Source organism: Flagellimonas iocasae (assembly GCF_042682725.1).
Lineage (GTDB): Bacteria > Bacteroidota > Bacteroidia > Flavobacteriales > Flavobacteriaceae > Flagellimonas > Flagellimonas iocasae.
This window is the reverse complement of sequence record NZ_JBHUHU010000003.1, coordinates 1,345,766-1,371,630: the sequence shown is the minus strand read 5'-3', so window position 1 is coordinate 1,371,630 and position 25,865 is coordinate 1,345,766. Positions and strand designations below refer to the sequence as shown.

The following is a 25,865-nucleotide window of genomic DNA, read 5'->3' as shown; positions in this document are numbered from 1 at the left end:
CGTTTCCTAGGAACACAGCTAATCATTTTCTACCTTTGCGCCCAACAAAACCCAAATGGTAGCAAAGCTCACTAAAGGATTTTGGCCAAAGGTCGCACGAATTATACTTCGCAATAGGATTTTGATCCTTATTGCCATTGTCGGGTTCACTGTTTTTTTGGCCCTCCAGTGGAAAAACATGCAATTTTCCAATACAGAGGCCAATATTCTTCCGGATGATCACCCTGCAACCGTAGAATACAACGCATTTACTAAAGTTTTTGGCGAAGAGGGTAATGCTATTGTGCTTGCCGTTCGAGATTCCGCCTTGTTCACCCCATCAAATTTTAATCGGTGGAACAAACTGAGTAAGCAGCTCGAAGCCTTCCCTGAAATTGACTTTGTGGTTTCCACGGACAATCTCCGGGTTTTGGAGAAGGACAATGAGACCCAAACTTTTGTGATGGAACCCTTCATCAAAAGCCCTCCAAAGACCCAAAAAGAAATAGACACCCTTATCAATCATCTCTTCACCGAGGTTCCATTTTATGATAATCTGGTCTACAATCCTAAAAGCGGCACCATTCAGACCATCGCTTATTTGGATAAGGACATCATGAATACCGAGGTTCGCAATCAGTTTATCCTGAATGATTTAGGTGACTTGGTAAAAGATTTTGAGCAAGACACCCAATTGGACCTACATGTCTCAGGAATGCCCTATATCCGAACTTGGAACACAAAATCCATTGTGGATGAAATCGGGATTTTTATCGTGGCTGCGCTTGTGGTCACCTCGCTGATATTCTTCTTTTTCTTTAGAAGTTTTAGGGCAACGTTCATTTCCATGTGCGTGGTGATCATTGGAGTAATGTGGGCCTTCGGCTTTTTGGGGCTCTTGCGGTACGAAATCACCATTTTAACCGCTTTGATTCCACCATTGATCATTGTCATCGGGATTCCCAACTGCATATTTCTCATTAACAAATATCAGCAGGAAGTCAAAAAGCACGGAAACCAAGCCCTTTCCTTACAACGCGTTATTTCCAAAATCGGTAATGCCACATTGATGACCAACATTACCACCGCCTCAGGGTTTGCAACATTCATCATTTTGGATAGCGATCTTCTCAAGGAATTTGGTATTGTGGCTTCCATCAACATTGTGGGCATTTTTGTTCTTTCGCTCTTGATTATTCCCATCATTTATAGTTTCATGCCGCTTCCCAAAACAAAGCACTTGAAACATCTCAACAAAAAGTGGATTGACTTTTTTGTGAGTCGGATGGAAAATATTGTACGGAACCACCGAATCGCCGTTTATATGGTCACCGTGGGTATTTTAGTGTTGAGCATCATTGGAATTTACCAAATAAAAATTACGGGAAGTCGGATTGAGGACCTCCCCAAAAACACGCATTTTTTCAAGGACATCCGCTTTTTTGAGCAGGAGTTTGGCGGTATTATGCCCATGGAAATTGTAGTGGATACCGAACGAAAAAATGGGGTCATTAAACCCGCTACGCTGAAACGCATGGACCAACTGGGCCAGGTTATTGATGAAATCCCTGAGCTTTCCAGACCAATTTCGGTGGTGGATTTGATAAAATATTCAAAACAGGCGTTTTACAACGGTATCCCAAAATATTACCAATTGCCCACATCGCAAGAGAACACCTTTATCATGGATGTGGCCCGAAAATCATCCACTGATGGTGATCTTCTGGAAAGTTTTGTGGACAGCACCGGCCAAACCGCAAGACTGACCACATACATGCGCGATGTAAAAATAGACCGCATGGAGGAAATCGAACAGGACATGCAAACTGCCATTGCCAAGTTCTTTCCCTCAGACCGATTTAAGGTTTTCATAACTGGAAAAGCGCTCTTGTTTTTGAAGGGCACCAAATATTTGGTGAAAAACCTATTGTTGTCCTTGGCTTTGGCCATTGGATTGATTTCCATTTTCATGGCCTATCTGTTCCGTTCATTTCGGATGGTGATCATTTCGTTGGTACCCAACTTACTTCCTTTGGTGATCACTGCGGGGGTCATGGGTTATTTAGGCGTGCCGATAAAACCTTCCACTATTTTGGTTTTCAGTATTGCTTTTGGGATTTCAGTGGACGACACCATACACTTTTTGGCCAAATACCGGCAGGAATTGGCTACCCACAATTGGCATATTAAACGGTCTGTGTATGCTGCACTGCGCGAAACCGGGGTGAGTATGTTCTACACCTCCATTGTGCTTTTCTTCGGATTTTCAGTCTTTATCATCTCCAGTTTTGGGGGCACCAAAGCCTTGGGTGGGTTGGTATCGGCAACCTTGCTTTTTGCCATGCTTTCCAACCTTGTTTTATTGCCTTCGTTGCTCCTATCCTTGGAAAGAAGCATCGCCAATAAGGAAGTGCTCAAAAAACCGCAAATCGATATTTTGCCCCAAGAGGAGGATAACCTCAAGGACAAATAATCTGACGAACAGCCATAAATATGGCGATTCCATTGCACTCATTTTTTATCAAAAACCTATCTTTACCGCTTAAATTACGATAGCTTGACAATGAAATCTTATTCCATAAAAGAATTGCTGGAAAAGCAGCCCGTAGGAGAACCTGTTGAAGTAAATGGATGGGTAAAAACATTTAGGAGTAACCGATTTATCGCCTTAAACGACGGCTCAACCATACATAATGTGCAGTGCGTAGTGGATTTTGAAAATTTGGATGAATCCATCCTTAAACAAATCTCCACTGGTGCCGCCCTTAAAATATCTGGAACACTAGAAGAAAGCCAAGGAAAGGGACAAAGTGTCGAGATTCAGGCCACCGATGTGTTTGTTCATGGTACTGCCGACCCGGAAACGTATCCTATTCAACCCAAAAAGCACTCCTTGGAGTTTTTGAGAGAGAAGGCACATTTGCGCGTCCGCACCAATACGTTTTCCGCAGTGATGCGGGTACGTTCTGCTTTGTCTTTTGCTATTCACAGCTATTTTCAGCAGAATGGATTTTACTATATGCACGCCCCCATTATTACAGGGTCTGATGCCGAGGGAGCTGGAGAAATGTTCCGTGTAACCACGTTGGATGATAAAAATCCTCCAGTTGACGAACAGGGCAAAGTGGATTATTCCGAGGATTTCTTCGGAAAGGAAACCAACTTGACTGTATCTGGACAGTTGGAAGCCGAAACCTATGCCATGGCCCTTGGAAAGGTATATACGTTTGGTCCAACGTTTCGGGCTGAGAACTCCAACACCTCAAGGCACTTGGCGGAGTTTTGGATGATTGAGCCCGAAGTGGCCTTCAACGATTTGGATGCCAATATGGATTTGGCCGAGGATTTCATCAAATGGATTACCCAATATGTGTTGGATAATTGTGCCGACGACCTTGACTTTTTAGAAAAACGGTTGTTGGATGAGGAGAAATCCAAACCTCAAAACGAGCGTTCAGAAATGACCTTGACGGAAAAGCTGAAGTTTGTGGTCGAAAACAACTTTAAACGCGTTTCGTATACCGAGGCTATCGATATTTTGCGTGACAGCAAACCCAACAAGAAGAAAAAGTTCCAGTATGCCATTGATGAATGGGGTGCCGACCTACAAAGTGAACACGAGCGCTTTTTGGTGGAGAAACATTTCAAATGTCCCGTTATCCTTTTTGATTATCCAGCCAACATCAAGGCGTTTTATATGCGTTTGAATGAGGACGGAAAAACCGTACGCGCCATGGATGTGCTTTTCCCCGGTATCGGAGAGATTGTAGGCGGTTCCCAACGTGAGGAACGCTTGGATGTCCTCGAACAAAAAATTGAGGATTTGGGCATCGATAAAAAAGAGCTTTGGTGGTATCTGGATTTAAGACGTTTTGGTACTGCCACGCACAGCGGATTTGGCCTTGGCTTTGAGCGAATGGTCCAGTTTGCAACCGGTATGGGTAATATTAGGGACGTAATCCCCTACCCTAGAACACCCCAGAACGCGGAGTTTTAATTGGAATTCTTAATTTTATAAGAAGGACGATTGTAAATCAATCTGTATGCTGAAACAACATCTACAGTTTAAGCTTTCCCAAAAACTGTCTCCACAGCAGATTCAGCTCATGAAGCTCATTCAATTGCCTACACAGGCCTTTGAACAACGGCTAAAACAAGAGTTGGAAGAAAACCCTGCGTTAGAAAGTGGCAAGGCGGAAAGTGAGACTATGGATGATACGTATGAGGATTCTTATGATGATTCCGCGGACAGTGAGACCATTTCTGCCGAGGACATCAATATTGATGATTATCTGAGTGATGATGAGATTCCCGATTACAGGACCCAAACCAGCAATTATAGCCCAGATGATGATGAAAAGAGCATTCCCTATGCTGCTGGAACGTCGTTCAACCAATATTTGATCAACCAACTCAACACCGTTTATTTGGACGATGAGGAATGGGCTATTGCTGAATTTTTGGTGGGCAGTGTGGATGAGAGCGGATATATCCGTAGGCCTATAGCTGATATTATGGACGATTTGGCCTTTACGCAGAACATCTTTGTTGAAAAGGAAAAGATTGAATCCGTCCTTAAAATTGTGCAAGAGTTGGATCCCCCAGGAGTTGGTGCACGGTCGTTGGATGAGTGTCTCATCATCCAATTGAAGCGAAAGGAACCGAAACCCTCCGTGGAACTGGCCATCACCATTTTGGAGAAGTCATTTGACCAATTCACCAAAAAGCACTATTCCAAGCTCATTCAAAAGCATCATATTACCGAAGAAGAGCTCAAGGACGCCATTTCAGAAATTGAACGATTGAACCCAAAACCAGGGGGCTCCTATTCGGGTAACACCCGAATGATTGAGCATATTGTGCCCGATTTTTCGATTAAAATTGTGGATGGGGAGTTGGAACTCACCCTAAATGGAAGAAATGCTCCAGAGCTTCATGTATCCAAGGAGTACAGCAATATGTTGGAGGGGTACAAAAACGCCAAGGAAAAATCCAAGTCGCAAAAAGATACCGTTCTCTTCATCAAGCAAAAGTTGGATGCAGCCAAATGGTTCATCGATGCGATAAAACAGCGCCAGCAGACCTTATACATCACCATGAATGCCATCATGAACTATCAGGAAGAGTATTTCATGACCGGTGATGAGCGAAAGTTGAGGCCGATGATCCTAAAGGATATCGCAGACCAGATTGATATGGACGTTTCCACCGTTTCCCGAGTGGCCAACAGCAAGTATGTGGACACTCCTTATGGAACACGCCTTATCAAGGACTACTTCTCTGAAGCGATGAAAAATGAGCAAGGTGAGGATGTATCTACCAAGGAAATCAAGAAAATTTTGGAAACCGTTATTGCAGATGAAGTAAAGCGAAAGCCTTTAACAGATGACAAGTTGGCCAAAATTCTGAAAGAACGCGGCTATCCGATAGCCCGGAGGACCGTGGCCAAATACCGGGAACAATTGGGAATTCCCGTGGCTAGGTTAAGAAAAGAAATCTAATGCGTCATCTCCTAAACATTGTTTCTTATCTCTTCCACCCATTGTTCATTCCCATTGGAGGCACCATCCTTTACTTTATCGTAGCTCCTTACAGTACGCTTGAAGTACAAAGCGGCAACATTCTCCCTATTTTTATACTAACGGTAATTATCCCGATTATCTTCTTTCTGATTTTGAAAAATCTTGGGGTCATCCATTCCATCTTTTTACCTACCATTGAAGAACGAAAATATCCGCTCTATATAAGCTGTATTTTATTTTTGATGATATTGTATAAGGTCATCCCCAATAATTACGTACACGAGCTATTTTACTTCTTTACCGGCCTTTTAACCGCCACGGGAACGGCTCTTATCCTACTCTTCTTAAAATTCAAGACCAGCATGCACCTTTTGGGCATGGGAAGCATTCTAATGTTCATGATTGGCCTCAGCATTCATTTTGAAGTTAACATAACCCTAGCCATTAGTCTTTTTGTACTATTTACAGGCTTGGTAACTACTTCCCGATTGTATCTGAAAGCCCATAGCAGAACGGAACTTTTGATAGGGTTCCTGATTGGGTGCTGCTCCCAACTGATTATTTTGAAGTATTGGTTATAGAATATAGAAAATAACCCCAATCCGGAGCACATTTAAATCCAGAAGCTCGCCAGATTGCAGGGTTGTGCCATCTTTCAACAAGGGATTTAAACTGTAGTAGGCGTGCACATTCCATGTATTGTATCCGAAGCTAAGAATAAGGCCGTATTGAAATTCTTGGATATCGGGATTAGAAAAGGCCATGGTTCCATTTTCCAGCACGGTACGTGATCTAGCGGAAAACGCATAACCCAATTTAGCCCCAGCATAAATGCGCCAAAACTTGTATTCTTCAGCCGTGGAAGTTCTCCATCGAAATTCAAAAGGGACCTCTAGGGAATGGGTTTCCAATTTACTTCGATTAAAGTCGGCGGTACTGAGTACCTCATAAGTGATATCATCCCCCGCCTGGGTTGCAACGATACTGCTATAGTATGAGTTTACGGCATACCCTAAACCAAGTCCCACACCAAAATTTCGCCTTGCATTCAATGGAATATCCTTAATAAAGCCAAGTTGAAGGTTATAGGATAAATTTCGCTGAACCGCATCGGAAGGTTTGTTTAACAACAGGTTATACCCAAAACCAACGTAGAATTGATCCTCCAGATATCTGGAATCTACAGAATCATCTTCTTCCACTTCTTGAGAAAAAAGTGGTGAAAAACTGAAAACGGATAAAATTGCAAAAACGAAGTATTGTCTCATCTAACTTTTACCAAAAATAAGAAACAATCCAAATTACACATTTGGATTGTCTCAAATTCATATCAAAGTCTCTTATTTATTAATTCTCCAAGGAATTCCCTTGGTAAGTAGTGTAATTGACCTTGAGGGCATTTACTTTTCGGAGCTCTTCTTTAATGTCCGAAACAATTCCAACGCTTACATCTTTATCAACTTTTAACGAAACGGTGACCAAATTTCTGATGGCATCCGGCTTTTTAGCCAATTCAGCCAGTACATAATTACCGACGTCATTCACATTCGCCAACCTATTATCCAGTTGGATTTTGGGTTCATCGCCAAACGTTTTTGCGAGTTCTGCCGATGGCTTACCAACAAAAATTTCTATGACCCTATCCTTTTTTTCCAGGTTTTTGACCTCATCTGCTTTTGGTAAATTATTGTCTACCAAAAGCGGGTTGGTCTTTATGGTTGTAACCGTCATGAAAAAGAACAAAATCATGAAAACAATATCGGGCAAGGAAGCTGTTGAAATAGCGGGCAATTCCTTTTTGGAGTCTCTAGAATATCTCATATCAAAATCATTTAGCTTTTTTATTGGTTTCAACCTCTATGAGTTTCATAGGAAACATTTCCCGCACCTGCTCAATATTGCTTTTTAAAGCGATTTTGTCCGCGGCTTTTGTCTCAGCTGCATAATATGCTTTTTCCATATCCACATAGTTTTGGTTAAAAAGCCTATTCGACTCTCTATTTCGAAGGGAATTATAAGCCGCATTCAATTCATTTTGAACACTCACGTACATGCCATAGGATGCTTCTCGATCACTATTAAAGGATATTATGGCTTTATCTGGGTTTTCCGAAGAATCCGCACTCTTTTCCCCTTTACAATAATCACAATATCCTTCATGGTCGGGAAGACTTGCTCCATTATCCAAAAAAGAAATGGCGGCAGTCTGAAGCTCGCTAAGTTGCATAATGTCGTCCTCAACAAAGAGCTCGTCATTCTTGTTAAGGGCAACTCGAAAAATATTGCGCTCCTTCATTTCAATGGGAGGCGATGCCTCATTGGGAGGTAATTTTCGGTCCAGGCCCACATCTGTTTCTATTGATGTAGCCACCAAGAAAAAAATTAACAACAGGAAGGCTATATCAGCCATAGATCCAGCGTTGACTTCCGGGATTTTTCTGTCTCTGTCCATAATTTAATGTTTAGTTGGATTAATAATTCTATTTGCCTCGAGGTTAATGAGATAAACACAATAACTATTCCAAAAAACATATAAACCCGGTAGTAAAAGATGTAAAACAAAAAACGCCCCAAATTAATATTTGGAGCGTTTCCCACTAAATCTAAGCTATTGCCTACTGCAAATTGTTAAAGGCATCTCCTTCATAGGTCGTATAATTGACCTTAAGGGCGTTAACCTCTCTCAATTGTTGTTTAATGTCGGTGATAAGACCCATACTGGCATTCTTATCAACCTTAAGTGCAGTAGTCAATACATTTTGAAGTTCTTGCGGTTTTTTTGCACGTTCTGCCAAAATGTAGGAACCAACTTCGTCCACATTGGCAAATTTATCGTTCAGTTGGATTCTTGGTTCCGTCCCAAAAACTTTTTGATATTCTTGGGTTGGCTTTCCAACGTAAATATAGATTACACGATCTTTCTTCTCCAATTTCTTGATTTCACTCGCATTGGGAAGTGTATTTTCAACCAACAACGAACTATCTTTCATAGTGGTCACTGTCATAAAAAAGAACAGTAGCATGAAAACAATATCTGGCAACGAAGCCGTAGATACCGCTGGCAATTCACTATCCTTCTTCTTTGTAAACTTAGCCATACTATATTATAGTTTTAATTGGTTGATGTTTCAGCTTCTGAAAGCTTTTGTGGAAACCTATCTTGGATATTCTTCACTTTGTCCTTTAGGTCATCCCTAATGGCTGAAGGTGTTTCAGGATTCAAGTATTCGGCCTCCATTTTGGTGAAGTCACGACCATATAGTCTTTGTGCTTCACGGTTTCGAAGGTCATTGTACGCACCTACCAATTCGTTCTGAACGGTAATGTAGGTACTATACTTGGTCTCCCTGTCATTCTTCAAAGAAATGATGGCCTTTGTAGGATTATCTGAGGAACCTGGATCCTTTTTCCCTTTGCAGTAGTTACATGAACCATCCGCATTGTTTTCTAAAAATCCAATAGCAGCTGCCCTTAAATCCTTAAGATTCATCAAATTATCTTCTACCAGCAGTTGTCCATTTTTATTGATGTTCACCGTAAAAATGTTCTTCTGCTTGATGATAACGTCTTCTTCTGGCGGCTCAATGGGCGGTAACATACGGTCCAAACCTGCATCTGTTTCAATGGTGGTAGTCACCAAGAAAAAGATAAGCAGCAAGAACGCGATGTCTGCCATGGAACCGGCATTTACTTCCGGAGCTCCTTTTCTTCTAGGCATAATTAACTTTTTTTACTTAACAAACATTCTCTTCAAACCTGGCAAAATCATAAGAAGAACAGCAATAACTGTTAGGATGAAGAAAACATTCAATCCCATTCCTATGTTTTTAACGGTTCCCTCCGTAGTCTCTATACCTCTTCCGGACATGGCTTCCACAACAGCAGCGTTGTTCGAAGAAAGTCCATAGGAGATAGCAACTATAATGGCCAATCCACCAAGGGCAAATAGAGCCTTTTTAATACTTCCGGGTGTGGTGAACAGCTTGGCTAGTCCAAAGAACAATGCCGCCACAACCGCAATGGCCAACAAGATGTAAGTAATCACAAACATAAAGTTCATGGCTCCACTGCTGATTGCATTTGGATCATCCTGTGATGGCAAAGAGAACCAAAGAACGGCCGCTATCAACCCGATGACTATAAGTACTATTTTAATTATCTTATTCATGATTCTCGATAGTTTTTGATTCGTAAATTACTTCTTGTGGGCTGCCAACATATCAATCAAGGCAATGGAAGAATCTTCCATATCGTTTACGATACTATCGATTTTAGCAATGATATAGTTATAGAAAATCTGAAGGATAATCGCAACGATCAAACCAAATACCGTTGTCAATAACGCCACCTGAATATCACCAGCGATCAAAGAGGCACTCAAGTTACCAACTGCAGCAATTTTCTGGAAGGCCTGAATCATACCGATTACCGTACCCATGAACCCAAGCATGGGAGCAATAGCGATGAACAAAGACAACCAAGAAACGTTTTTCTCCAACTGTCCCATTTGCACACCTCCATAGGCAACAACAGCTTTTTCAGCGGACTCCAATCCTTCACCAGCTCTATCCAAACCTTGATAGTAGATGGAAGCAACGGGTCCTTTTGTATTTCTACATACTTCTTTGGCAGCTTCAACACCACCTGAAGCCAAGGCATCTTCTACCTGTTGCTTTAATTTAGCGGTATTGGTAGTGGCCAAATTCAAATAGATAATTCTTTCAATGGCAACCGCCAATCCCAAGATCAAACAAAGAAGTACAATTCCCATAAAGGCAGGACCTCCTTGGATAAATTGTTCTTTCAAAACTTGGGTGAAACTTGGACTGGCCGCTTCTTCTTGCAACATTGCTGCAGATGCAGTGGTAGTTCCCAAAACAAACATTCCGGCAGCAGCCAGAGTAAAGGTTACTTTTTTCATTTTTCTTAAACTTAAATTTAGTTAGTTAATAATGTTAAAGATATAAAATTTTTGTAACTGTAAAATTAAAATACCTAGCAGAGAGGAAGGGATTCGAACCCTCGATACACTTTTGGTGTATACACACTTTCCAGGCGTGCGCCTTCGACCACTCGGCCACCTCTCTAATTCCTTCATTTAGGCCGACCAATAAACGAAAAAATAATCAGTTATAGAAATCTGAAGCGTTAATTTTACACCATCTCACCACGGAGTGGTGTTTCAAAAATTGTCTTGAAGAGTTTATCCGAGACGCCTGTTCCCAACAGGTACATTGCCTTGGTTATTGCTGCCTCCGTTGTAATGTCCTTGCCATTAATCAGTTGCATTTCCCTTAGCTTTTCACCAACCCCTTAACAACCTTTCAAGAACACAGTTTAGCGTTCGTGATGTGGCGACTTTTTTATTTTCAAAGCTTGATTTTCATATTGCACAAAAAGAAAAGCTTCATCTAAATAGATGAAGCTTTAAAGGAAATCTTTATGCAATTATATATACTTATTCAAATTCCTAAAGAATTTTTCAGCGTTTCGCTTGTTTTTACCCCATGCATAAACCTGAATTGGAAAAGCACACCTTGATTTGAAAATTATCTCAACACCATTGGCATTTTGATTTATTACTACACTGACAACTTCTGACCATGAGGATAAGCTAGGTAACGCCATTGCGCTAAAATTTCTTCCGTTGTCATTTGCCTTTACGAATTGAAAACAAGATTCTCGCATAGATTGGACAATCTTGCTCTTCAAATCACTTCCTCTATAATTTATGAATCTAGATTCGGTGAAGCTATCCGTTACCACATTCTCTTTGTTCATAAAAAGCATCCTGTATAGAACAACTGCAAAAGGCAAAAATAACAGTAGTAATAAGATAACATGTTTAACTCCCATATCTTTAAACTATTTAGATACACCCGGAACCTCCATCTTGGAGAATGTATATTGCATATGAATAGCCCACCGCCCCGAATCCGCCAAACAAGGCACCAAAGGCATCTGCCAAATACTGCTGATCTTGAGCCTTACAATCCCACTTTGCAGAAGAAAACCTCTTAGGAATTCCATCCCATATCTCCTTTGAGGCTTTAAGGGTATTTTCAAATTGGATTATGTGTATCATTTCTTTTGAAGAAAGGCTAAACCTTTTTTTGAATAGGTTTGTTTTCTCTAACACCCTATCATATGAATAATTCCCATAGAGAAATTCAGAAAAAAGAGATGCCAACCTTTTTGATGTCTTTAATTCAAAAAGTCTTTGTGATAAAGAATAATAATCCAACGGTGTATCGGTGTTATCGAAACTGGCTAAAACTTCATCCAAATTCTGGATAGTCAATTCATAGTCTTGTTCATTGATTAGCGTGGAATCTTTTTCATCAACAGTTTCTTTAATTAAAAACAATAAACTCTTAAAGTCAGATATACTCTTTTTCGATGATATACTTTTGTTTTTGCCAACCTCAGTCAAAAAAACCGATAATATTTTATTGTGGTAAATGCCAAATTCTTCTGGCTCAATAACAACAATTTCTTCAATATTCTGAACTGATTTATCCAACAATGTTTCCGACTCAGGATTATTGGACTCACTGCACGAAATCATAAACGAAATAATAATTACTCCTTTCACAAAGGATTTTCTGAAATTTACAAATAACCTCATAGTACTAGCTAATTAGATAGTTTAACAATTAGATTTAGAAAGTAATATGAAAAGGGAGGGCGAGGTAAGTTCCATTTTATAATTTGTCTGAAACTAAAAGTATGTAACCAAACAAAAATTATAACCCTCTTCAGTAAATGAGGCTGAAATCCAAATGTAAGAAAAATAATTTAAAAATTACATCTTAATTTTACACCATCTCACCGCGGAGTGGTGTTTCAAAAATTGTCTTGAAGAGTTTATCCGAGACGCCTGTTCCCAACAGGTACATTGCCTTGGTTATTGCTGCCTCCGTTGTAATGTCCTTGCCATTAATCAGTTGCATTTCCCTTAGCTTTTCACTGGTCTCGTAATGCCCCATGGAAACACTCCCGCCAGAACATTGGGTAACGTTAATGATGTGCAATCCACTTTTAACAGCATTTTTTAATTCTCCCAAAAACCATTCGTCCATTGGAGCATTCCCCGCACCGTAGGTTTCCAAAACCAATGCCTTTAGCCCGGGTATTTTTAAGACTGATTGGAGCACATTTTGATTCAAACCCGGAAATAATTTTAGGATTGCTACGCGGTCATCCATCTTTTTGTGTACCTGAAGTTGTTTGTTTCGAAGTGGTCTATTCAGCAAATTTGGATAGTGCACCTTTAAATGTACCCCCGATTCTATGAGCGGCGGATGATTGAGGGAAGCAAAAGCCTCAAAATGCTCCGCATTGATTTTGGTGGTCCGGTTTCCGCGGTAGAGTTTGTACTCAAAATAGAGCCCCACCTCCTGAACAACGGGTCTTCCTTTTTCTTGCAGCGATGCAATTTCGATGGAGGTAATCAGATTTTCCTTGGCATCGGTGCGCAAGTCTCCGATAGGCAATTGCGACCCGGTAAAGATGACGGGCTTGGCCAAGTTTTCCAACATAAAGCTTAAAGCCGAGGCTGAATAACTCATCGTATCGCTACCATGAAGCACCACGAAGCCATCAAATGCCTCATAATTCTCTTCGATTAAGGAAGCAATCAAGGCCCAATAGTTAGGATTCATTTTGGAGGAATCAATCGGTTGCTTAAAGGACACTCCTTTAAGAATACAGTCCAATTGGTTCAGCTCTGGGATATTCTTAATGAGCTCTTCAAAATTGAAAGCCCGAAGCGCACCTGTTTTATAATCCTTAACCATTCCGATGGTCCCCCCGGTATAGATGAGCAGTATGTTGGTCTTTTGTTTCATTGTCAGATTCCAAATACGTCCTTGGAATTTTCAGTGGTCACTTTTGCAATTTCTTCCTCGGATACATTATATATAGAGGACAACTTTTCCAATACCATACGAATGTATGCACTTTCATTTCGTTTTCCACGATAAGGCGTTGGTGCCAAATAGGGGGAATCGGTTTCCAAAACAATGTGCTTTAAATCGATTTGACCCAAAAACTGGTCAATCTTGCCATTTTTGAATGTGACCACACCCCCAATGCCCAATTTCATGTTATAGGATATGGCCTTGCGGGCCTGTTCCAAGGTTCCGGTGAAGCAATGGAAAATCCCGAAGAGGTCGTCCCCTTTTTCCTGTTCCAAAATTTCGAAGATTTCATCAAAGGCTTCCCGGCAATGAATCACAATGGGCAGCTGATGCTTTTTTGCCAATCGAATTTGATACACAAAAGCCTCTTGCTGTTGCTTCAAAAAAGTTTTATCCCAATACAGGTCGATGCCGATTTCACCTACCGCATAAAATTTTCGCTTTGACAACCATTCCTCCACTTGAGCCAACTCCTCTCTGTAATTTTCCTTGACATGGGTAGGATGCAAGCCCATCATCAAAAAGACATTTTGGGGATAGTTTTCTTCCAAATCCAACATGGCTTGGGTATAGGAGGAATCAATGGCAGGGATAAAAAAGCGTTCCACTCCTGAATCCAAGGCACGTTGCATCATTTCCTTTTGGTCTTTTTCAAAAGCTTCGCTATAGAGATGGGTATGGGTATCGGTGATGATCATATCGCAAAAATAGGTTTATCTTAGATGTCCCAAAACTTTGTTTCTGATTATACACCCCCAAAGTCCCCTCAAGGGGACAGTTTATATATGACATCACTTAAAAAGTTCCTTAAGTCCAAAAGTTACACCAAGATTCCCTTAGTGCTTACTGAGACCAATCATTTTGAGATTGTGGCAAAAATCAATGGGGTGTCAGGCCGATTTATTCTGGATACCGGAGCTTCCAATACCTGCATTGGAATGGATAAAATCGATGTATTTAAAATGCTTTCAGAAACATCGGACATAAAAGCGGCGGGAGCTGGTGCCACCGAGATGGAAACCCTGGTCTCCACCAAAAACAAAGTCCAAATTGGGGATTGGAAAAAAGGTCGACAGAAAATTGTGCTTTTTGACCTCTCGCATGTGAATACCGCACTTACCTCACATAATGCTTTGCCTGTGGATGGCATCATTGGCGCCGATATCCTTAAAAAAGGTAAAGCGGTAATTGATTACAATAAAAAAAGCCTCTACTTAAAAAAGTAAAGGCTCTGTGTCAGTTCGAAATCAGTATTATTAAATGAAACGCAAACTGATTATAAATCTTCATTGCTCTTTTAACATCAGGTATTTTATCCTGACTTTCTTCTCAAACTCTAACTTATCACTTTCAGATGCACTTAAGTCATCCAACCAATCAAACATTTTAAACAACACCTCGCTACCAACAATCTTGTCTAATTCTCGAATCATCATATCGCATTCAGGAGTATAGACATTAAGACCATGAGTCAATATATCAGACAATGGATGATCTAACGGACCTCCAGCAGGCATATCTTATGTTTTATAGCTCCAACGCTTTTTTCACGTTGCCGTCCATCAATAATTCTTCTGGACTTTCCAAAGCTTCTTTTACAGCCACCAAGAACCCAACAGATTCTTTTCCATCGATGATTCGGTGGTCATACGAAAGTGCCACATACATCACAGGGGCGATAGCAATTGCTCCATCTCGAACAATGACTCGCTCCACAATGTTGTGCATTCCCAATATACCACTCTGCGGTGGGTTGATGATAGGCGTGGACAACATGGAACCGAAAACCCCACCATTGGTAATGGTAAAGGTACCTCCGGTCATTTCATCTACAGTGATTTCACCTTCTCTGGCTCGGATGGCCAAACGTTTTACTTCAGATTCGATTCCTCTAAAAGTGAGGTTTTCTGCATTTCGGATTACCGGTACCATTAAACCTTTAGGTCCTGATACTGCGATACTGATATCACAGAAATCATAGGTGATCATTTCCTTACCATCAATCATTGAGTTAACCGCAGGGTACATTTGCAAGGCACGAATCACCGCTTTGGTAAAGAAGGACATAAAGCCCAAACTTACTCCATGCTTGTCCTTGAACTCTTCTTTGTATTGATTTCTCAACTCAAAAATGGCCGACATGTCCACTTCGTTGAAGGTGGTCAACATAGCGGTTTCGTTCTTGGCCGCCACCAAACGCTCTGCTACTTTTCTGCGAAGCATGGATAGTTTGGAACGGGTCTCACCTCTGCTTCCACCGGTTGGCGTACCCATGGATGGAACCGCTTTTACAGCATCCTCCTTGGTGATACGACCATCCCTACCTGATCCAGAAACAGCTGAGCTATCAATTCCCTTTTCATCCAAAATTTTCTTGGCCGCAGGAGAAGGTGTCCCTGAAGCGTAGGTTTCCTTTTTAGGCTCCTCTTTTTTAGGGGTTTCCTTAGACTCTTCTTTTTTGGGCTCTTCTTTCTTTTCAGCTTTTGGCGCATCGCCTCCTGGCTTTTCTGCACTGGTATCAATAAGGCATACCACTTCACCAACGGCTACGGCATCACCTACCTCAGCTTTAAGGGTGATGATACCACTTTCCTCAGCCGGAAGTTCCAATGTTGCCTTGTCTGAGTCTACCTCAGCGATGGCTTGGTCCTTCTCTACATAATCTCCATCTTCAACCAACCACTCGGCTATTTCAACCTCTGTAATGGATTCCCCAGGTGAGGGAACTTTCATTTCTAAAACCATTCCTATATAGTTTATACTTATTTTATCGAATTAACATATTGTCCTTACTCTTGTCAAAGACGTACTCCAACACTTGGGCGTGACGTCTTTTTGAACGTACGGCGCTACCTGCGGCAGGGGCTCCGTAAAATCTTCGGGAAGCCACCCTAAACTGTTTGGCTTCATCCAAATGTACCAACATGTGGCTCCAAGCTCCCATGTTTCTAGGCTCTTCTTGCGCCCAGACCACATCGTCCGCGTTCTTGTATTTTTTCATGATGCTTCTCATCTCTTCAGCAGGCAATGGAAACAGTTGTTCCACACGTACCAATGCCACATCATCTCTATTCAGCTCTTCCCGTTTGTCGAGCAAATCGTAATAGAACTTACCGGTACAGAATACCAAGGTTTTGACTTTGGCTACTTTGGCTTCAGCATCATCAATGACCATTTGGAAACTTCCATTGGCCATTTCTTCTTTTGTGGATACCACTTTTGGGTGTCGCAACAAACTCTTTGGGGTAAAGACCACCAAAGGTTTTCTGTACTCCGCCTTCATTTGTCTGCGGAACAAGTGGAACAAGTTGGCTGGTGTGGTTACATCGGCCACATACATGTTGTCTTTGGCACAGAGTTGAAGATACCGTTCCATACGAGCGGAAGAGTGTTCTGCACCCTGGCCTTCATATCCGTGTGGCAACAACAGCACCAAACCGTTTTGCAATTTCCATTTATCCTCCGCAGCAGAAAGATACTGATCTATAATGATTTGCGCACCATTGCTGAAATCCCCGAACTGGGCCTCCCAAATGGTTAGCGTATTTGGACTTGCCATGGCGTAGCCATAATCAAAGCCCATGACCGCATATTCGGATAGCAGGGAGTTATAGATATGGAATTTTCCATTCTGATTTTTCCCAAGCTCGTTGAGCAATGTCACCTCCTCTTCGTGCATTTCGGTTTTGATGACTGCGTGGCGGTGTGAGAACGTTCCCCGTTCCACATCCTGACCTGTCATACGGACATCATAACCTTCTTCAATCAAGGATCCATAGGCCAACAATTCTCCCATGGCCCAATCCAATTTGTTATCCTTGAAGTACATGTCGTTACGAGCCTCAACCAAGCGCACCAACTTCCTTAGAAACTTTTTCCCTTCGGGAAGTGCTGTGATGCTTTTGGCCACTTCATCCAATTTTTTAATATCGTAGGAGGTGTCCATGGGACTTAGCATGGCTTCTTCCGTAACCTGACCAAAACCTTCCCATTCATCTTGCATGAAAGGGGTGATTCTGGTTTTTTCAATCTTACGGGAATCCATAAGATTTTCCTCAAGATTGTTTTTGTATTCTTCCTCGAGCTTACTTACATAATCCTTGTCGATAATCCCTTCGGCAATCAATCTTTCCGCATAGATGTCACGGGGGTTATCGTGCTTGGATATGGCCTTGTATAATAAAGGTTGGGTAAACTTGGGCTCATCCCCTTCATTATGCCCATATTTTCGATACCCCAAAAGGTCCAAGAAAATATCACGCTTGTAGCGCATTCTATATTCGAGAGCAAAAGTTGCGGCATGTACCACAGCCTCAGCATCATCGGCATTTACGTGCAATACTGGTGACAAGGTAACTTTGCCCACATCAGTACAATAGGTAGAGGAACGAGCATCCAAATAGTTGGTGGTAAAACCAATTTGGTTATTTACCACAATGTGGATGGTTCCACCAGTGTGATAACCGTCCAAGCGAGCCATTTGAATAATTTCATATACCACACCTTGTCCAGCAAAAGCCGCATCACCATGCACCAATATAGGCAACACCTCGGATACGTTATCGCTATGGGCATGGTCTTGTTTCGCCCGAGTAATCCCTTCCACAATGGAGTTGACGGTTTCCAAATGCGATGGGTTCGGAGCAATGTTCATATTCACCATTTTACCCGAATCGGTCTCTCGCATTGACGTCCAACCCAAGTGGTATTTTACGTCTCCATCAAAAATGGTTTCCTCGTAATCCTTTCCATCGAACTCACTAAAAATATCCTTGGGTGATTTTCCAAAAATGTTGGTGAGCACATTCAACCGGCCACGGTGGGCCATTCCCATTACAAACTGTTTTACACCACTATCCGCTGCTTTTTCAATAATGACATCCAAAGCCGGAATCAAAGACTCGCCTCCTTCCAAAGAAAAGCGTTTTTGCCCCACATATTTGGTGTGCAAAAAGCTCTCAAAAGAAACGGCTTCGTTCAATTTGCGTAGAATGTTCTTCTTCTCATCTGGAGTGAAATTGGGATGGTTGTCATTGACATTCAACCAATCCTGAATCCATTGGATTCGCTCTGGCGTACGGATGTACATGTACTCCACCCCAATGGAATCGCAATAAATGCGCTCCAAATGGGCAATGATTTCCTTAAGACTGGTTGATCCAATGCCGAGAATTTTACCAGCATCAAAAACAGTCTCCATATCTTCTTGGGACAACCCAAAATTGGCAATGTCCAAGGTAGGTTCATATTGTCTTCGGTCGCGTACAGGGTTTGTTTTGGTGAACAAGTGACCTCGGGAACGGTAACCATCAATCAAACGAATGACCTGAAACTCTTTTTGAAGGGTCTCTGGCATTTCCACTTGCTTTCCGTTGGAAAGTACAGCCATTCCGTTTTTTTCGGTTTCTATGCCCAAGTCCTCCAAAGAACCTTCCAAACCGAAATCAAAGCCCTGAAAAAAAGCCCTCCAACTGGGCTCAACACTATCAGGGTTCGTTACGTATTTATCATACAGCTCCGCAAAAAATGAGGTATGCGCAGCATTTAAAAATGAATATTTGTCCATTATTCGTGTATTTCCAAAACTTTATGGAAAATTTTGTCAAAAATACGGGTTTTGCCTTTTATACAAGAGCGTTTTAACCAAATTATTGCATTAAAAAAAGATGATTTCACAACTAAGGGGTTGAATCCATCTTAAAACAACAATACCGCAGTTATATGTCAAATATCTAAAAAAAGCATACCTTGGTTTCCAAGCCAAAATAACCAACCATGTCCACCTTAAAAAACCGATATCTCTCTTTGGATGTTTTTAGAGGCATAGACGTTGCCCTCATGATCATTGTAAATTCTCCTGGGAATTGGGAAACCACATTTTCCCCTCTACTTCATGCAGAATGGAACGGTTTCACCTTGACCGATTTAGTGTTTCCAACCTTTTTGTTCGTAGTGGGAAATTCTATGAGCTTCAGCATGAAAAAATATGAAGAAATGGGCAATTCTGCCTTTTTCAAGAAGGTGTTGAAGCGTTTTGCCATCATCTTCCTGCTCGGATTTTTAATGTATTGGTTCCCATTTTTTGAGAATGGCCAACTAAAACCTTTAGCGGAAACTCGGATTTTTGGTGTATTACAGCGCATCGCCCTGTGTTATCTTTTTGCATCGATCCTATTGCACTACGTGAAGACGAAAACAGCAATTATTTTCAGTGTGGTGGCCCTGGTGCTGTATCATATTATATTGATTGCTTTTGGCGACCTTACACTAACCGGAAATGCGGCACTTCAACTGGACACTTGGCTGATCGGACCCAATCACATGTACCACGGTGAAGGAATCGCTTTTGATCCCGAAGGGTTGCTCAGTACCTTGCCTGCCATTGTAAATGTGGTGGCTGGCTATCTCACTGGGAAATTCATCCAGAAAAATGGTCAAAATTTTGAGACTGTTGCCAAACTTATGATGGTAGGTTTTGCCCTTGTATTTGCCGGATTGGCCTGGGACCTTTTACTTCCCATCAACAAAAAACTTTGGACCAGTTCTTTTGTGCTGCTCACGAGCGGAATTGACCTTTGTGCATTGGCCATTTTGGTTTATGTATTGGACATGAAAAAGGCCAAAAGTTGGACCTACTTTTTTGAAGTCTTTGGAAAAAACACACTTTTCATCTATTTGCTATCCGAACTGTTTGTGATCAGTCTGTTTGCCATTAAGGTTGATGGCGGTTCGCTCTATGGATGGATTGCCCAAAATGTATTCGTTGCGGCTACAGGAGGGTATATGGGCTCACTCCTTTTTGCCCTATGGGTCATGTTTACGTGCTGGGTGGTGGGCTACTTTATGGACAAAAAAGGAATTTATGTAAAGGTTTAAGAACTGTATTTATTCTTAAACCAAACTTTTTGCCATTCCCGTTTCAAGAGCAAAAAAGAAACTTCGGCTGAAATGTCCACAGCATCGGCGGGAGCGATTTTGCGCACTTCACTTTCAGGAATATCCACTACATATAAAAGATTGAGGTATTGGTCAAACTTCTCCACAATCAATACATACACCTTTTCATGTAAAAGAGTTTTCAGTTCATCAGGGGAAATATCCGTGGCAAGCTTAATAGGGACATTGGCTAGTTCAAAATCCTTTTTAAGCTGCAGCACCAATTTTTTGTAAAGTTGCTCCTTTTGGGCCACTTCAAGCAATTGAAGACTATTGGTAAAGTTGGATAACATATCTTATTTACGAGAAAACCCATCCCAACGGATGGGACAACGTTTTACTTTACTCCCCTCTTTAAAAACTAAATTTTAATTGGATGGTCAACTTCTAACCTTCTTTTCCCACTCCCACGCAGATTTCATGGCTTCATCCAATGTAGCTTCCGCTGTCCAGCCCAAAACTTCATTGGCTTTTGTGGTATCCGCATAGGCCTGAATGACATCGCCTTCCCTTCTATCCACAATTTTATAGTTCAATTTTTCACCGGAAACTCGCTCAAAACTTTGAATTACTTCCAACACAGAGCTTCCTTTTCCAGTCCCTAAATTGAAAACCTCATAGTTGCTTTCGTTCTTGTCTTCCAAAAGACGTTTCAAGGCTGCCACGTGCGCTTTAGCTAAGTCGACCACATAGATATAATCTCGGATACAGGTTCCATCCGGAGTTGGATAATCATCCCCAAAAACGGACAGTTCTTTCCGCAGACCAATAGCAGTTTGAGTAATAAAAGGCACCAAATTTTGTGGAACACCAATGGGAAGCTCCCCTAATTTCACGGAGGGGTGTGCTCCTATGGGGTTAAAGTAGCGAAGGGCTATCGCCTTTATATCTGGATTTACCCTGCAGGTATCCCGAATGATTTCCTCGCCCACCTGCTTGGTATTTCCATAGGGGGATTCGGCAGGTTTAACGGGAGCAGCTTCGGTGATGGGAAGCTCATCCGCCTGCCCATAAACAGTGCAGGAACTACTAAAAATAAAACTGGCTCCACCCTTTTTCTTTAATTCCTGAAGAATGTATACCAACACACCAAGATTGTTCTCATAATACAAAAGCGGCTCTTGAACACTCTCCCCTACCGCCTTCGATGCTGCGAAATGGATAGCCCCTGCAATGTCGTCATGCTTTTGGAAAAATGCTTGGACCTTGGATTTGTCCCGTAAATCAAATTCCTCAAAAGTGGGCCTTTTCCCGGTGATGCCCTCAATACCATCCAAAACTTCGATGGACGAGTTGGAAAGGTTGTCCACCACAACTACTTCAAAACCTTCATGTTGCAATTCAACCACAGTGTGGGAGCCAATAAATCCCAAACCGCCAGTTACGAGTATCTTCATGCTTATTTGTTTACAAAGTCAATAACCATATTGGTTATAAAATCGATTTGTTCATCATCCAATTCGGTATGCATGGGAAGTGAAATCACCTCCTTCACCAATTGGTTGGTCACCGGAAAATCCTCTTCATTATATCGGTCATCCGCATACGCTTTTTGTTTGTGCAACGGAACTGGATAATACACCCCACAAGGAACGCCATTGTCATTTAAATGTTGCACCAGTTCATCCCGTTTTCCATTGGTTATCTTAAGGGTATACTGATGGAACACATGGCAATCGCAAGAACTCTTGCCCCCTTCACAGACACATTGGATTTTTGGGGCCACAATATTGGGCTGACCTTCAAATGATCGGCTATATTTTGTTGCGGCTTGCCAGCGCTTTTTGTTGTAGTCGTCCAGTTTGGGAAGTTTTGCCCTCAAGACCGCTGCTTGAATGGAATCCAATCGGGAATTCACCCCTACCACATCATGATAGTATCTTTTGTACATCCCGTGGTTCACCATACCCCGGATAATATGGGCCAAATCATCATCATTGGTGAAAATGGCACCTCCATCTCCATAACAACCCAAATTCTTGGATGGAAAGAATGAGGTTGACGCCACATGCCCGATAGTACCTGCCTTTTGCTTGCTACCATCCGAAGAAGTATAGGTGGCGCCAATGGCTTGGGCATTGTCCTCTATCACATAAAGATTGTGCTTTTCCGCCAATTCCATAATGGCATCCATATGGGCGCATTGCCCAAACAAATGGACGGGAACAATGGCCTTGGTTTTGGGTGTGATGGCCCTTTCAATGGCTTTGGGGTCTATGTTGAAGGTATCGGGTTCCACATCCACCAGAACCGGGGTCAAGTTCAAAAGTGCAATGACCTCAACCGTTGCCGCGAAGGTAAAATCAGCAGTGATCACCTCATCGCCAGGCTGCAATCCAAGACCCATCATGCAAATTTGAAGTGCATCCGTACCGTTGGCACAGGGAATGACATGTTTTACCCCCAAATATTCTTCCAGCTCGTTCTGGAAAGCATGCACGTGGGGTCCGTTGATAAAAGCTGACGAATCTAAAATCTCAGCAATGGAGTCATTGACCTCATTTCGTATACCTTCGTATTGACCTTTTAGGTCGACCATCTGTATTTTTTTCATCCGAATAAATTATGCCCCCAAAATTAAGAAATAAAGATGCCATAATGCCCTATTGCCGAAAGAATGTATTTTAGCAAAATATGATGTTGTTGCGTTTTGTCTACACAATTCTGATACAGCTGTCTTGGTACGGCCTCCATGTGATTGCACTGTTCAATCCCAAGATAAAATTGTTTGTCTCGGGCAGAAAAAAAACGTTTGCAGAGTTGGAAGTAAAGCTTCCCAAAGGCAGTAAATCCATCTGGATGCATGTGGCCTCATTGGGTGAATTCGAACAGGGCCTCCCCATTTTGGAACAACTGAAGGCCAACTATCCCCATCATAAAATTGTTGTTACTTTTTTCTCTCCTTCTGGTTACGAAGTGAAGAAAAATACCCCTATTGCCGATGCCGTGGCCTACCTTCCCATGGATACGTTATCCAACACGGCACGATTTGTCGATACCATCAACCCCGAGTTGGCCATCTTTATCAAATATGAAATCTGGCCCAATTACCTCCATCGGTTGCAACAAAGAAATATTCCAACTTTGTTGGTTTCTGCGCGATTTTCAAAACGGCAGATTTACTTTAAGCCGTTGGGCGGTTTTATGCGAAAGAGTCTAAAGGCGATTTCCCATTTCTTTGTGCAGGATGAAACTTCAAAACACTTATTGGAATCCATCCATTTTAAAAACACTACGGTAAGCGGGGACACTCGTTTTGACCGTGTATCTGAAATCTTGAAGCAGGACAACCAGCTGGATTTCATGTCTAAATTTAAAGGAGATGCATTTTGCTTGGTGGCTGGAAGCACTTGGCCCGAAGGTGAGGAAATCATAATCCAATACATCAATACAACCCAACATCACATTAAATTTGTCATTGCGCCGCATCAAATCAAACAAGGCCATATTGAAAACATCGCCAACAGCCTTACCAAAAAATCAATCTGCTATTCCCAATTGGGTGAAGAGGATTTGTCTGAATATGATGTTCTTATTATTGACACCATTGGCCTTTTGACCAAAATTTACAGCTACGCCACTGTGGCCTATGTGGGGGGCGGTTTTGCCACAGGATTGCACAATACGTTGGAACCGGCCGTATTTGGAATTCCAGTTGTTATTGGTCCAAATTTTAAAGGATTTAAGGAGGCTGAAGACCTTGTGGCTCAGAAAGGCATCATTCCCGTGGACAATACGAAAAAGTTCAATGACTTGATGGATGGTTTTATTTCCGACCCAGCATCCGCTCAGAAAATTGGGAACATCAATTCAGGCTATATTAATAAGAATTTGGGAGCCACCGGTGTCGTTGTGGAATATATAACACGACTTTTATAAAATTTGGTTAGATTTAGCAAAATTGAGCCAAAATGGACAAGCGTATTTTTAGAATTTCATTGACCGCCGCCCTAGCGGGCTTTTTGTTTGGTTTTGATACTGTGGTCATCTCCGGGGCCAACCAACCCATCAAGGAAATTTGGGGCACCAACTGGTTTTTGGGAGATTCCATTTTCACCTTCCACGGAATTTTTATCATGTCTATGGCTTTATGGGGAACCGTTTTGGGTTCACTTTTAGGTGGAATTCCCACGGACCGTTTGGGAAGAAAGAAAACCCTTTTTTGGATTGGGATACTCTATTTTGTGTCAGCCGTAGGTTCGGCGATGGCACCCGAGGCCTATAGTTTTTCATTTTTCCGATTTATTGGCGGGGTTGGCGTTGGTGCTTCGTCTGTGGCCGCACCAGTCTATATTTCGGAAATATCCACTGCTGAAAACCGGGGTAAGCTCACTGCCATGTACCAGTTCAACATTGTATTTGGAATTTTAATTGCCTTTATTTCCAACTATTTGATTGGGGTCATCTTTGATGAAAGTGTAGCTTGGCGCTGGATGTTAGGTATTGAAGGATTGCCCGCTTTGATCTATACTTTACTCGTATTTAAAATTCCACACAGCCCGAGATGGCTTTTAATGAAAGACAGAGAAGATTCCATCGTCATTCAGTCGCTCACCCTTCTTGGTATTGATACGGAGCAGGCCACGTTGCATTTGACCAAAATAAAGGTGTCACTACATGAAGTTGCAGAGAAACACAAGTCCAATCTTTTTTCTGGCAAGTATAATAAAGCATTGATACTAGCTTTTTTGATTGCGTTTTTCAACCAACTCTCTGGAATCAATTTTGTATTGTACTACGCGCCAGAAATTTTGGAACGTGCAGGGTTGGCCACCGGAGAATCCTTATTCAGTTCCATTTCCATAGGTGTCATCAATCTTATTTTCACTTTTGTGGGGATTGCCCTCATTGACAAACTGGGCCGTAAGCAATTGATGTACATTGGTTCTATCGGTTACATTATAAGTTTGGCCATGGTAGGTTGGTGTTTTTATTCCGGGGCGAGTTCTGTGCTGCTGCTCATTTTTATCCTTGTTTTCATTGCATCCCATGCCGTAGGGCAGGGTGCCGTGATTTGGGTGTTTATTTCAGAAATATTCCCGAACAAGGTCCGTTCTTATGGACAGTCTTGGGGTACGGGAACCCACTGGGTGTTTGCGGCATTAATCACTTTATTGACCCCAACTTTTTTAGATTCGGAAATCGGGATTTTTAAAGACAATCCATGGCCCATCTTCATCTTTTTTGCCTTCATGATGGTGCTTCAATTGCTGTGGGTCATTTTTATGATGCCCGAGACCAAAGGGGTGAGTTTGGAGGAATTGGGTAAAATGCTGAGCGGCAAAAAGAGCAAATCAAGCTAATTTAACCACTACTCTAAGAATTCAACCTTTAATCGAATAACACCCTGAAAGTTAGGAGGGATAAGTGAATAATTCCGTAAATTAGAAGAAATTACACTATTATGACTGATGAAATTTCTTTTGGGAACAAACTTATGGTTGGGTTCCTTCGAATAATGGTCTTTGTCTTGATTGTTATTCTGATTGCGATACCCGTTTGTATT

General features: G+C 41.8%; 24 protein-coding genes, 1 tRNA gene and 1 pseudogene. 8 read left to right on the top strand and 18 right to left on the bottom strand.

The window, feature by feature from the left end:
- Window positions 1-55: 55 nt before the first annotated feature.
- The 4 genes from ACFSJE_RS13315 to ACFSJE_RS13300 all read left to right on the top strand — a co-directional run bounded on the left by ACFSJE_RS13315 (window position 56) and on the right by ACFSJE_RS13300 (window position 6,082).
- Window positions 56-2,452: an efflux RND transporter permease subunit gene (locus tag ACFSJE_RS13315; RefSeq protein ID WP_379831459.1), complete on the top strand. Its 2,397-nt coding sequence runs from the start codon at window positions 56-58 to the stop codon at window positions 2,450-2,452.
- A 90-nt stretch (window positions 2,453-2,542) separates the two neighbouring features.
- A complete protein-coding gene (gene asnS, locus ACFSJE_RS13310; protein ID WP_379831458.1) occupies window positions 2,543-3,976 on the top strand; it encodes an asparagine--tRNA ligase in 1,434 nt (477 codons plus the stop codon).
- Window positions 3,977-4,022: 46 nt separating this feature from the next.
- Entirely contained in the window at window positions 4,023-5,480 is a 1,458-nt protein-coding gene (gene rpoN, locus ACFSJE_RS13305) for an RNA polymerase factor sigma-54 (protein WP_379831457.1), read from the top strand.
- A complete protein-coding gene (locus ACFSJE_RS13300) occupies window positions 5,480-6,082 on the top strand; it encodes a hypothetical protein (RefSeq protein ID WP_379831456.1) in 603 nt (200 codons plus the stop codon). Before rpoN ends, ACFSJE_RS13300 begins: the two co-directional genes overlap by 1 nt.
- Here ACFSJE_RS13300 and ACFSJE_RS13295 read toward each other — a convergent pair.
- The 12 genes and pseudogenes from ACFSJE_RS13295 to ACFSJE_RS13240 form a co-directional block, all read right to left on the bottom strand.
- A complete protein-coding gene (locus ACFSJE_RS13295) occupies window positions 6,077-6,769 on the bottom strand; it encodes a porin family protein (RefSeq protein WP_379831455.1) in 693 nt (230 codons plus the stop codon). The two genes, ACFSJE_RS13300 and ACFSJE_RS13295, sit on opposite strands and share 6 nt — an antisense overlap.
- A gap of 79 nt (window positions 6,770-6,848) precedes the next feature.
- Entirely contained in the window at window positions 6,849-7,322 is a 474-nt protein-coding gene (locus ACFSJE_RS13290; protein ID WP_379831454.1) for an ExbD/TolR family protein, read from the bottom strand.
- A 7-nt stretch (window positions 7,323-7,329) separates the two neighbouring features.
- Window positions 7,330-7,953, bottom strand: coding sequence for an ExbD/TolR family protein (locus ACFSJE_RS13285; RefSeq protein WP_379831453.1), 624 nt, complete (start codon window positions 7,951-7,953; stop codon window positions 7,330-7,332).
- Window positions 7,954-8,116: 163 nt separating this feature from the next.
- Window positions 8,117-8,599, bottom strand: a complete 483-nt coding sequence (locus tag ACFSJE_RS13280; RefSeq protein ID WP_379831452.1) for an ExbD/TolR family protein — start codon at window positions 8,597-8,599, stop codon at window positions 8,117-8,119.
- Window positions 8,600-8,613: 14 nt separating this feature from the next.
- A complete protein-coding gene (locus ACFSJE_RS13275; RefSeq protein WP_379831451.1) occupies window positions 8,614-9,219 on the bottom strand; it encodes an ExbD/TolR family protein in 606 nt (201 codons plus the stop codon).
- Between the two features lie 12 nt (window positions 9,220-9,231).
- Window positions 9,232-9,669, bottom strand: a complete 438-nt coding sequence (locus ACFSJE_RS13270) for a hypothetical protein (protein WP_379831450.1) — start codon at window positions 9,667-9,669, stop codon at window positions 9,232-9,234.
- A 27-nt stretch (window positions 9,670-9,696) separates the two neighbouring features.
- Complete coding sequence (locus tag ACFSJE_RS13265) at window positions 9,697-10,422, bottom strand: MotA/TolQ/ExbB proton channel family protein (protein ID WP_379831449.1); 726 nt, start codon at window positions 10,420-10,422, stop codon at window positions 9,697-9,699.
- A gap of 78 nt (window positions 10,423-10,500) precedes the next feature.
- A tRNA-Ser gene (locus ACFSJE_RS13260) sits at window positions 10,501-10,588 on the bottom strand.
- A gap of 67 nt (window positions 10,589-10,655) precedes the next feature.
- Window positions 10,656-10,790, bottom strand: a pseudogene (locus tag ACFSJE_RS13255) (L-asparaginase 1); the annotation flags it as partial.
- Between the two features lie 580 nt (window positions 10,791-11,370).
- Complete coding sequence (locus ACFSJE_RS13250; protein ID WP_379831448.1) at window positions 11,371-12,129, bottom strand: hypothetical protein; 759 nt, start codon at window positions 12,127-12,129, stop codon at window positions 11,371-11,373.
- Between the two features lie 190 nt (window positions 12,130-12,319).
- Entirely contained in the window at window positions 12,320-13,351 is a 1,032-nt protein-coding gene (locus ACFSJE_RS13245; protein ID WP_379831447.1) for an asparaginase, read from the bottom strand.
- 2 nt (window positions 13,352-13,353) lie between these two features.
- Window positions 13,354-14,121: a TatD family hydrolase gene (locus ACFSJE_RS13240; protein ID WP_379831446.1), complete on the bottom strand. Its 768-nt coding sequence runs from the start codon at window positions 14,119-14,121 to the stop codon at window positions 13,354-13,356.
- Between the two features lie 87 nt (window positions 14,122-14,208).
- Here ACFSJE_RS13240 and ACFSJE_RS13235 point away from each other — a divergent pair, with 87 nt between their 5' ends.
- Window positions 14,209-14,649, top strand: a complete 441-nt coding sequence (locus ACFSJE_RS13235; protein ID WP_379831572.1) for a retropepsin-like aspartic protease — start codon at window positions 14,209-14,211, stop codon at window positions 14,647-14,649.
- A gap of 60 nt (window positions 14,650-14,709) precedes the next feature.
- Here the strand turns inward: ACFSJE_RS13235 and ACFSJE_RS13230 are convergent, their stop codons facing one another.
- The 3 genes from ACFSJE_RS13230 to ACFSJE_RS13220 are packed head-to-tail and all read right to left on the bottom strand — an operon-like array spanning window position 14,710 to window position 18,989.
- Window positions 14,710-14,940 carry a hypothetical protein gene (locus ACFSJE_RS13230; RefSeq protein ID WP_379831445.1) on the bottom strand — a complete coding sequence of 77 codons (231 nt, stop codon included), beginning with the start codon at window positions 14,938-14,940 and terminating at the stop codon, window positions 14,710-14,712.
- 10 nt (window positions 14,941-14,950) lie between these two features.
- Complete coding sequence (gene odhB / locus ACFSJE_RS13225; RefSeq protein WP_379831444.1) at window positions 14,951-16,168, bottom strand: 2-oxoglutarate dehydrogenase complex dihydrolipoyllysine-residue succinyltransferase; 1,218 nt, start codon at window positions 16,166-16,168, stop codon at window positions 14,951-14,953.
- A 22-nt stretch (window positions 16,169-16,190) separates the two neighbouring features.
- On the bottom strand, window positions 16,191-18,989 hold the full coding sequence (locus tag ACFSJE_RS13220; protein WP_379831443.1) for a 2-oxoglutarate dehydrogenase E1 component: 2,799 nt from the start codon (window positions 18,987-18,989) through the stop codon (window positions 16,191-16,193).
- Window positions 18,990-19,198: 209 nt separating this feature from the next.
- On the opposite strand from ACFSJE_RS13220, the gene ACFSJE_RS13215 reads away from it, so the two are divergent.
- Complete coding sequence (locus ACFSJE_RS13215; RefSeq protein ID WP_379831442.1) at window positions 19,199-20,299, top strand: acyltransferase family protein; 1,101 nt, start codon at window positions 19,199-19,201, stop codon at window positions 20,297-20,299.
- Here ACFSJE_RS13215 and ACFSJE_RS13210 read toward each other — a convergent pair.
- From ACFSJE_RS13210 to ACFSJE_RS13200, 3 genes are all read right to left on the bottom strand, one after another.
- A complete protein-coding gene (locus ACFSJE_RS13210) occupies window positions 20,296-20,652 on the bottom strand; it encodes a hypothetical protein (protein ID WP_379831441.1) in 357 nt (118 codons plus the stop codon). The two genes, ACFSJE_RS13215 and ACFSJE_RS13210, sit on opposite strands and share 4 nt — an antisense overlap.
- Before the next feature lie 87 nt (window positions 20,653-20,739).
- Window positions 20,740-21,756: a UDP-glucose 4-epimerase GalE gene (gene galE, locus ACFSJE_RS13205; protein ID WP_379831440.1), complete on the bottom strand. Its 1,017-nt coding sequence runs from the start codon at window positions 21,754-21,756 to the stop codon at window positions 20,740-20,742.
- 2 nt (window positions 21,757-21,758) lie between these two features.
- Window positions 21,759-22,913 carry a DegT/DnrJ/EryC1/StrS family aminotransferase gene (locus ACFSJE_RS13200; RefSeq protein WP_379831439.1) on the bottom strand — a complete coding sequence of 385 codons (1,155 nt, stop codon included), beginning with the start codon at window positions 22,911-22,913 and terminating at the stop codon, window positions 21,759-21,761.
- Window positions 22,914-22,993: 80 nt separating this feature from the next.
- On the opposite strand from ACFSJE_RS13200, the gene ACFSJE_RS13195 reads away from it, so the two are divergent.
- Both ACFSJE_RS13195 and ACFSJE_RS13190 read left to right on the top strand, forming a co-directional pair.
- The gene (locus ACFSJE_RS13195; protein ID WP_379831438.1) at window positions 22,994-24,238 is read left to right on the top strand and encodes a 3-deoxy-D-manno-octulosonic acid transferase; all 1,245 of its coding nucleotides are present in this window, start codon (window positions 22,994-22,996) and stop codon (window positions 24,236-24,238) included.
- A gap of 32 nt (window positions 24,239-24,270) precedes the next feature.
- Window positions 24,271-25,662: a sugar porter family MFS transporter gene (locus ACFSJE_RS13190; protein WP_379831437.1), complete on the top strand. Its 1,392-nt coding sequence runs from the start codon at window positions 24,271-24,273 to the stop codon at window positions 25,660-25,662.
- The last annotated feature ends 203 nt before the right edge of the window (window positions 25,663-25,865 follow it).

Bases quoted from the DNA above. Each gene is read 5' to 3' on its own strand.
- rpoN (WP_379831457.1), top strand. From the start codon at position 4,023: ATGCTGAAACAACATCTACAGTTTAAGCTTTCCCAAAAACTGTCTCCA.
- ACFSJE_RS13230 (WP_379831445.1), bottom strand. From the start codon at position 14,940: ATGCCTGCTGGAGGTCCGTTAGATCATCCATTGTCTGATATATTGACT.
- ACFSJE_RS13220 (WP_379831443.1), bottom strand. From the start codon at position 18,989: ATGGACAAATATTCATTTTTAAATGCTGCGCATACCTCATTTTTTGCG.
- ACFSJE_RS13195 (WP_379831438.1), top strand. From the start codon at position 22,994: ATGATGTTGTTGCGTTTTGTCTACACAATTCTGATACAGCTGTCTTGG.
- ACFSJE_RS13245 (WP_379831447.1), bottom strand. From the start codon at position 13,351: ATGAAACAAAAGACCAACATACTGCTCATCTATACCGGGGGGACCATC.
- ACFSJE_RS13295 (WP_379831455.1), bottom strand. From the start codon at position 6,769: ATGAGACAATACTTCGTTTTTGCAATTTTATCCGTTTTCAGTTTTTCA.
- ACFSJE_RS13200 (WP_379831439.1), bottom strand. From the start codon at position 22,913: ATGAAAAAAATACAGATGGTCGACCTAAAAGGTCAATACGAAGGTATA.
- ACFSJE_RS13270 (WP_379831450.1), bottom strand. From the start codon at position 9,669: ATGAATAAGATAATTAAAATAGTACTTATAGTCATCGGGTTGATAGCG.
- ACFSJE_RS13315 (WP_379831459.1), top strand. From the start codon at position 56: ATGGTAGCAAAGCTCACTAAAGGATTTTGGCCAAAGGTCGCACGAATT.
- ACFSJE_RS13215 (WP_379831442.1), top strand. From the start codon at position 19,199: ATGTCCACCTTAAAAAACCGATATCTCTCTTTGGATGTTTTTAGAGGC.
- odhB (WP_379831444.1), bottom strand. From the start codon at position 16,168: ATGGTTTTAGAAATGAAAGTTCCCTCACCTGGGGAATCCATTACAGAG.
- ACFSJE_RS13240 (WP_379831446.1), bottom strand. From the start codon at position 14,121: ATGATCATCACCGATACCCATACCCATCTCTATAGCGAAGCTTTTGAA.
- ACFSJE_RS13265 (WP_379831449.1), bottom strand. From the start codon at position 10,422: ATGAAAAAAGTAACCTTTACTCTGGCTGCTGCCGGAATGTTTGTTTTG.
- asnS (WP_379831458.1), top strand. From the start codon at position 2,543: ATGAAATCTTATTCCATAAAAGAATTGCTGGAAAAGCAGCCCGTAGGA.
- ACFSJE_RS13285 (WP_379831453.1), bottom strand. From the start codon at position 7,953: ATGGACAGAGACAGAAAAATCCCGGAAGTCAACGCTGGATCTATGGCT.
- ACFSJE_RS13280 (WP_379831452.1), bottom strand. From the start codon at position 8,599: ATGGCTAAGTTTACAAAGAAGAAGGATAGTGAATTGCCAGCGGTATCT.
- ACFSJE_RS13290 (WP_379831454.1), bottom strand. From the start codon at position 7,322: ATGAGATATTCTAGAGACTCCAAAAAGGAATTGCCCGCTATTTCAACA.
- ACFSJE_RS13275 (WP_379831451.1), bottom strand. From the start codon at position 9,219: ATGCCTAGAAGAAAAGGAGCTCCGGAAGTAAATGCCGGTTCCATGGCA.
- ACFSJE_RS13235 (WP_379831572.1), top strand. From the start codon at position 14,209: ATGACATCACTTAAAAAGTTCCTTAAGTCCAAAAGTTACACCAAGATT.
- ACFSJE_RS13300 (WP_379831456.1), top strand. From the start codon at position 5,480: ATGCGTCATCTCCTAAACATTGTTTCTTATCTCTTCCACCCATTGTTC.
- ACFSJE_RS13250 (WP_379831448.1), bottom strand. From the start codon at position 12,129: ATGAGGTTATTTGTAAATTTCAGAAAATCCTTTGTGAAAGGAGTAATT.
- galE (WP_379831440.1), bottom strand. From the start codon at position 21,756: ATGAAGATACTCGTAACTGGCGGTTTGGGATTTATTGGCTCCCACACT.
- ACFSJE_RS13210 (WP_379831441.1), bottom strand. From the start codon at position 20,652: ATGTTATCCAACTTTACCAATAGTCTTCAATTGCTTGAAGTGGCCCAA.
- ACFSJE_RS13190 (WP_379831437.1), top strand. From the start codon at position 24,271: ATGGACAAGCGTATTTTTAGAATTTCATTGACCGCCGCCCTAGCGGGC.